Here is a 7527-nt window from a genome sequence, read left to right on the forward strand (position 1 = left end):
CGAGCGAAAGCAGCGGATGTGAGCCAGGTCCTCGACGCACCGCCCCTCACGGCGGCCACTCCGGCCGACGACGATCTCGCGGTACTCGCCGCCCGCCACGGCCTCACGGTCAGCGGCGCCCGCCCGTCCCTGCCCGAGTACATCCGCCAGCTGTGGGACCGACGGCACTTCATCACGGCCTTCTCGACCGCCCGGCTCACCTCCCAGTACAGCCAGGCGAAGCTGGGCCAGGTCTGGCAGGTGATGACCCCGCTGCTGAACGCGGCGGTCTACTTCCTCATCTTCGGCGTCCTGATGGGCACCAAGAAGGGCGTGCCGGACTACGTCCCGTTCCTGGTCACGGGCGTGTTCGTGTGGACCTTCACACAGAGCTCGATCCTGTCGGGCACCCGCGCGATCTCCGGCAACCAGGGCCTCGTACGGGCCCTGCACTTCCCGCGCGCCGCGCTGCCGATCTCCATGTGCCTCCAGCAGCTCCAGCAGCTGCTGTTCTCGATGGCGGCCCTGGTCGTCATCCTGCTGGCCTTCGGCGTCCCGGTCGCCTTCTCCTGGGTGCTGGCGATCCCGGCGCTGCTGCTGCAGTTCACCTTCAACGCGGGCATGGCGATGATCCTGGCCCGGGTCGGCGCGAAGACGCCGGACATCTCACAGCTGATGCCGTTCGTGCTGCGCACCTGGATGTACACCTCGGGTGTGATGTGGAGCATCGAGCACCTGCTCAGCAAGCACCACGACTGGCCGTCCTGGGTGGGCCCGGTCCTCCAGGCCAACCCGGCCGCCGTCTACATCGACCTGATGCGCTTCGCGCTCATCGACAGCTTCCACGCGAGCCAGCTGCCCCCGCATGTGTGGGCCATCGCTACGGGCTGGGCCCTGCTCGCCGGAGTCGGCGGCTTCATCTACTTCTGGAAGGCTGAGGAGACGTACGGCCGTGGCTGATCACACTTCTGAGAACGTCCCCACCGTCATCGCCGACGGCGTCGACATCGTCTACCGCGTCAACGGCACGGGAGCCGGCCGCGGCTCCGCCACCGCCGCCCTCAACCGCATGCTGCGCCGCAAGCAGACCGAGAAGGCGGCCGGCGTGCGCACGGTGCACGCCGTGAAGAACGTGTCCTTCGTCGCGTACAAGGGCGAGGCGATCGGCCTCATCGGCACCAACGGCTCCGGCAAGTCGACCCTGCTCAAGGCGGTCGCCGGCCTGCTCCCCGTGGAGAACGGCGCCATCTACACCGACGGCCAGCCCTCCCTCCTCGGCGTCAACGCCGCCCTGATGAACGACCTCACCGGCGAGCGCAACGTCCACCTCGGCGGTCTCGCCATGGGCATGTCCCGCGAGCAGATCAAGGAGCGCTACGAGGAGATCGTCGACTTCTCCGGCATCAACGACAAGGGCGACTTCATCACCCTCCCCATGCGGACGTACTCCTCCGGCATGGCCGCCCGCCTGCGCTTCTCCATCGCCGCCGCCAAGGACCACGACGTCCTCCTCATCGACGAGGCCCTCGCCACCGGCGACGCCAACTTCCGCAAGCGCTCCGAGGCCCGTATCCGCGAACTGCGCAAGAGCGCGGGCACGGTGTTCCTGGTCAGCCACAACAACAAGTCCATTCGCGACACCTGCGACCGCGTGCTGTGGCTGGAGCGCGGCGAGCTGCGCATGGACGGGCCGACCGAGGACGTCCTCAAGGAGTACGAGGCGTTCACCGGCGACAAGGCCCCCAACAAGCCGAAGCCCAAGCCGAAGGCGGCGGCGCCGAAGATTCCGCAGCCTTCCTGAGTCTCCTTTCGCACTGAGTTCCTTTTCTACGACGTTCCTCTTCTACGACGACCAGGGCGCCCCGAGCTGTTACGGCTCGGGGCGCCCTGGTCGTCGTATCGCCGCCTACGAATGCGTCCGCAGCAGCGTCCGCATCGTCCGCATCGCCACCGACAGGTTGGCCAGGTCGAACGAGTCCGACTTCTGGATCTCCTCCAGCGTGGCGCGGGCGCGGCCGAGGATCGCCGCGTTCTTCTGCTGCCAGAGCTTGAAGCGCTGCTCGGGCGTCGCGGTGCCGTTGCCGACCGCGAGGACGTCCGCCGTCATGGCCGAATGGGCGGCGTACAGATCCTCACGGATGGCGGCGCGGGCCATGGACTGCCAGCGGTCGGCCCGGGGCAGCTCGATGATGCGGTCCATGAGCTGGGTGATGCCGAGCCGGTCGGCGAGGTCGTAGTAGACCTCGGCGACGTCCAGCGGCTCCCTGCCCATGCGGTCGGCCACCAAGACGATGTCCAGCGCCGGGAAGGCGGAGGAGAACCCGGCCACGCGGGTGGCGAGTTCGTCCGGGACGCCGACGCCGGTCAGCTCGTCGTGGATCTGCTGGTACCAGTCGAGGTCGGCGCCGCGCAGCAGCTTGGGCAGCTGCGACCAGACCTGCTCGACCCGGTCGCCGAAGAAGTCGACGGTCTCGGCGAGCTCCAGCGGCTGCGGCCGGTTGTTGAGCAACCAGCGCGTGCCGCGCTCGCACAGCCGGCGTGAGTGCAGTCGGATACGGGTCTGGACGCCCGCCTCGACCTTGTTGTCGAGCAACTCCACGGCGTCCCACACCGCGGCCGCGTGGAAGATCGTCCGGGCCGCGGTCTGCGCCCGCACGATCTCCTCCAGCGAGGCCCCGGTCTCCTCGCGCAGCCGGTGCAGGAAGCTCGTACCGCCCGTGTTGACCGTGTCGTTGACCAGGACGGTCGTCACGATCTCGCGGTGCAGCGGGTGGCTGTCGATGTGCTCGGGGAACTTCTCGCGCAGCGCGGACGGGAAGTACGCGTAGAGCAGGCCGCGCAGATAGGGGTCGTCGGGCAGCGAGGTGTGCAGCAGCTCGTCGGCGACCGTGATCTTCGTGTACGCCAGCAGGACCGCCGTCTCCGGACCGGTCAACCCCTGTCCGGCGCTGAGGCGTTCGCGGATCTGACGGTCGGTGGGCAGGAATTCGATGGCCCGGTCGAGGTGGCCCTCGCGGACCAGGTGGCGCATGAAGCGCTGCTGGGCGTGGAGCATGTCCTTGGACTGGGCCAGCGCGTTGGCGATCGCGGTGTTCTGCGCGTAGTTGTTGCGCAGGACCAGCTGGCCGACCTCGTCGGTCATCTCGGCGAGCAGCTTGTTGCGCTGCTTGACGGTCATGTCGCCGTCCGTGACCAGGCTGTTGAGCAGGATCTTGATGTTCACCTCGTGGTCGGAGGTGTCCACGCCCGCGCTGTTGTCGATCGCGTCCGTGTTGATCTTGCCGCCGTGCCGGGCGAACTCGATCCGGCCCAGCTGGGTCAGGCCCAGGTTGCCGCCCTCACCGACGACCTTGACGCGCAGGTCGGCGCCGTCGACACGGATCGAGTCGTTGGCCTTGTCGCCGACGTCCGCGTGGGACTCGGTGGACGCCTTGACGTACGTACCGATGCCGCCGTTCCACAGCAGGTCGACCGGCGACTGGAGGATCGCCTTCATCAGGTCGGCCGGGGTCATCTTGGAGACCTTGCCCTCGATACCGAGGGCCTCCCGGATATGGCCGTTGATCGGGATCGACTTGGCGCTGCGGGGGAACACTCCGCCGCCCGCCGACAGCAGCTCGGTGTTGTAGTCGGCCCAGCTGGAGCGCGGCAGCTCGAAGACCCGGCGGCGCTCGGCATAGCCGGCGGCCGCGTCCGGGGTCGGGTCGACGAAGATGTGCCGGTGGTCGAAGGCGGCGACCAGCCGGATGTGCTCGCTGAGCAGCATGCCGTTGCCGAACACGTCACCGGACATGTCGCCGATGCCGACGACCGTGAAGTCCTCGGACTGGGTGTCGACGCCCAGCTCCCGGAAGTGCCGTTTTACCGACTCCCAGGCGCCGCGCGCGGTGATGCCCATGCCCTTGTGGTCGTACCCTGCGGAACCGCCGGAGGCGAAGGCGTCGCCGAGCCAGAAGTTGTAGCTGCCGGCCACCTCGTTGGCGATGTCGGAGAACGTCGCCGTGCCCTTGTCGGCCGCGACCACGAGGTAGGTGTCGTCCTCGTCGTGCCGTACGACGTCGGCGGGCGGGACGACCTCGCCGGCCACCATGTTGTCGGTGATGTCGAGCAGCGCCGAGATGAAGGTCTTGTAGCTGCCGATGCCCTCGGCCAGCCACGCGTCCCGGTCCACGGACGGATCCGGCAGCTGCTTGGCGACGAACCCGCCCTTGGCGCCGACCGGCACGATGACGGTGTTCTTCACCATCTGCGCCTTGACCAGGCCGAGGATCTCGGTCCGGAAGTCCTCCTTGCGGTCGGACCAGCGCAGCCCACCGCGCGCGACCTTGCCGAACCTGAGGTGCACGCCCTCCACCCGCGGCGAGTACACCCAGATCTCGTACGCCGGACGCGGCGCGGGCAGATCGGGGATCGCCTGCGGGTCGAACTTCATGGAGACGTAGTCGTGCGGCCGGCCGCCCACGGCCTCCTGGAAGAAGTTCGTCCGCAGCGTCGCCTTGATGACGGTGAGGAAGGACCGCAGGATCCGGTCCTCGTCGAGTGACGCGACCTGGTCGAGAGCCGCGTCGACCTCTTCGAGGAGGGCGTCGACGATCTCCCGGCCCGCGCGCTGCCGGTCCGGCGACATCCGGGCCTCGAAGAGCGAGACGAGCAGCCGGGTGGTGTGGACGTTGTTACGGAGGGTGTCCTCCATGTAGTCCTGGCTGAAGGTGGAACCGGCCTGGCGCAGATACTTCGCGTACGCCCGCAGCACCATCGCCTGCCGCCAGCCGAGACCGGCGCTCAGCACCAGGGAGTTGAAGCCGTCGTTCTCCGCCTTGCCGGTCCAGGTGGCGGCGAAGGCCTCCTGGAACCGCTCGCGCCCGTCGTCGCCCAGATAATCACCGGCGGCACCGGCCAACTTGGGCATGCGCAGGCCGAAGTCGTAGATCCAGCCGGTCGTACGGTCCGAGCAGCGCAGTTCGTACGGCCGCTCGTCGATGACCTCGACACCGAGCCGGTTGAGGACCGGAAGGACCGCGGAGAGGGAGACGGGGGCGCCCTTGCGGTAGATCTTGAAGCGGCGCTCCTCGGGCGCGGCGCCCACCGGCTCGTACAGGCTCAGCGCGAAGTTCTTCTCTTCGGTGAGCCGTTCCAGGTGGACCAGGTCGGCGACCGCGGCGCGCGGGGTGTGGTCGGCCTTGTAGCCCTCGGGGAAGGCGTTGCCGTACTTGCGCAGCAGCCCGGCCGCCCGCTCCTCGCCGAGCTCGGCGTTGAGCGCCTCACCGAACCCGTCCGCCCAGGAACGGGCCGCCTCCACCAGCCGCGCCTCGATGCGCTCCTTGTCGCTGTCGCTCAGCTCCGGCAGCTCGGTGCCCTGCGGGACCCGCACGACGAAGTGCAGCCGGGAGAGAATCGACTCGGTGTTCCAGGCGGTGAAGTCGACGCTGGTGCCGCCGAGTTCCTCCTTGAGGATGTCGATGATCCGCAGCCGTACGCCCGTGGTGTACCGGTCGCGGGGGAGGTACACGAGGGCCGAGTAGTAGCGCCCGTATTCGTCCTGGCGGAGATAGAGCCGCAGCCGCCGTCGCTCTTGCAGATAGAGGACGGAGGTGACGATGGACCGCAGTTCGTCGACCGGCGTCTGGAACAGCTCGTCACGCGGGTACGTCTCCAGGATCTGCAGCAGATCCCGCCCGTCGTGGCTGTTGGGCGAGAATCCGGCGCCCTGCAGCACCTCGGCCACCTTGCGCCGGATGACGGGGACCCGGCGGACGGACTCGGTGTACGCGGCGGACGAGAAGAGCCCGAGGAACCGCCGCTCACCGACGACCTCCCCGTTCTCGTCGAACTTCTTGACGCCCACATAGTCGAGGTACGACGGCCGGTGCACGGTCGCCCGGCTGTTGGCCTTGGTGAGGATGAGGAGCTTGTGCTCACGGGCCTTGGCCCGGGCATCGGCGGGCAGCCGCTCGAAGGAGGGGCTGACGGGATGGCTCTCTTCAGCGGCGTGATGCGGATCGGACCGCAGAATGCCGAGCCCGGTACCGGGCACCGCCGCGAGGGAATCGTCGTCCCGCAGCTCGTACTCCCGGTACCCCAGGAACGTGAAGTGGTCGGCGGCCAGCCAGCGCAGCAGCTCCCGGGCCTCCTCGACCTCCTGCTCCCGCAGGTCGGACGTGGGCTCCTTGGGCAGCTCCTCGGCCATCCGCAGCGCCGCGTCCCGCATCTTCTCCCAGTCCTCGACGGCCTCCCGGGCGTCGGACAGGACACGCAGCAGATCGGCGGTGATCTGCTTGAGGTCGGAGCGGTCGGTCTCGCGGTCGATCTCTACGTGGATCCAGGACTCGGTGTGCCCGTCGTGCGGCAGCTCGCCGGCCGGCGGGTCGGTGAGCACCTCGACGAGCTTGCCGGTGACATCGCGACGGACGATCACCTGCGGGTGGATGACGACATGGATGCCGCGTCCCTGCCGGGTCAGCTCATTGGTGACGGAGTCGACGAGAAACGGCATGTCATCGGTGACGACCTCGACGACCGAGTGGCTGCAGGTCCACCCGTTCTCTTCCACGGTGGGCGTGTGAACCCGCACATTGGCCGTACCCTGCGGTCGGTTCTCGGCCAGCCGGTAGTGGGAGAAGGCGGCGCCGAAGATGTCGACCGGGTCGCGGTCGGTGAGGTCCTCCGGTGCGGTGTGCAGGTAGTAGCGCTGGAGGAACGCGAGCACGGTGTCGTGGTCCGGGGTGCCGGAGGTGCTCTCGTCCGTCGTCCCAGTCGGTAGATACCCCCCGACCGGGCTGTTCTCAGCTACCCGGGCCGCCCTGTCGAGCAGCTCGGCCTTGGCTTCGTCCAGCTTGGTCTGCATTGTCCTCTGGCTCCTGTCGCGCGCCGTTGCGTGACGTAGAAGGAAGTACGGTCTCTTCCCCTCCGACGTAACGCCTCGACACGGGGTGTCCGGTCTGCTTCGACGCTATGCCGCAAGGTGAGATGAGCGGGGGGTTATCAGCCATTCTCGACGCCCCCGAGGGGTGTGACGCTGCTCTCTGCGCCGCAGGCACCCCGGGTGCACTGGCCGTCCTGGGAGCCTCTACGGCCCCGCCCCACCCGCGAAGACCAGCGACCGCCGCCCGGCCACGGCTGTCAGCCGTGAACCCCGGGCGCACAACGGAGACACCAAGGCCTCCGCGATCTATCGCGCTGATCACGCCACCAGGCTATCGCTCCGGACCGGGCCCCCGTCATGAGCCGTATGTGTACAAAACCGGGGGTCGAAGTTTGACGTTCTGCACAGTACGGAGGGCGGCGGAGTATGGGGGTGGGGGAATGTGGGCCAGGGGGCGGGAGGCTGGGGGCGCACCTAGGCTGGGGAGGGCGGGACCCGCCCAGCTGAGCTGCGGGCAGTCGTGCCGCCTGGGGCGGCACGGGTGGGCGCAGGCGGCACCCCGCAAGCGCCGGGCCGCGCGACCCACCCCCGCCCAGCCCCAACCCACGGCACCCGCCCCAGTGCCGGGTTGCACGACCCACGTCACCCCGCCGCACCAACCCCGTGAACCGCACAGTCACCAGCAC

Annotated in this window: 3 protein-coding genes; 2 read left to right on the plus strand and 1 reads right to left on the minus strand. The window is 68.7% G+C overall.

Features of this window, described 5'->3' with window-relative positions; translation table 11 throughout:
- Window positions 1-18 precede the first annotated feature (18 nt).
- Both ACTWQO_RS20495 and ACTWQO_RS20500 read left to right on the plus strand, forming a co-directional pair.
- The gene (locus ACTWQO_RS20495) at window positions 19-939 is read left to right on the plus strand and encodes an ABC transporter permease (protein WP_443238757.1); all 921 of its coding nucleotides are present in this window, start codon (window positions 19-21) and stop codon (window positions 937-939) included.
- Window positions 932-1780: an ABC transporter ATP-binding protein gene (locus ACTWQO_RS20500; protein WP_443238758.1), complete on the plus strand. Its 849-nt coding sequence runs from the start codon at window positions 932-934 to the stop codon at window positions 1778-1780. Before ACTWQO_RS20495 ends, ACTWQO_RS20500 begins: the two co-directional genes overlap by 8 nt.
- Window positions 1781-1885: 105 nt before the next feature.
- Here the strand turns inward: ACTWQO_RS20500 and ACTWQO_RS20505 are convergent, their stop codons facing one another.
- On the minus strand, window positions 1886-6823 hold the full coding sequence (locus tag ACTWQO_RS20505; RefSeq protein WP_443238759.1) for an NAD-glutamate dehydrogenase: 4938 nt from the start codon (window positions 6821-6823) through the stop codon (window positions 1886-1888).
- Between the last annotated feature and the right edge of the window lie 704 nt (window positions 6824-7527).

This window comes from Streptomyces sp. 4N124 (assembly GCF_052245395.1).
Lineage (GTDB): Bacteria > Actinomycetota > Actinomycetes > Streptomycetales > Streptomycetaceae > Streptomyces.

What these genes read in the sequence shown, in the direction of transcription:
- ACTWQO_RS20505 (WP_443238759.1), bottom strand. Translation starts at nt 6,823, where the DNA reads ATGCAGACCAAGCTGGACGAAGCCAAGGCCGAGCTGCTCGACAGGGCG.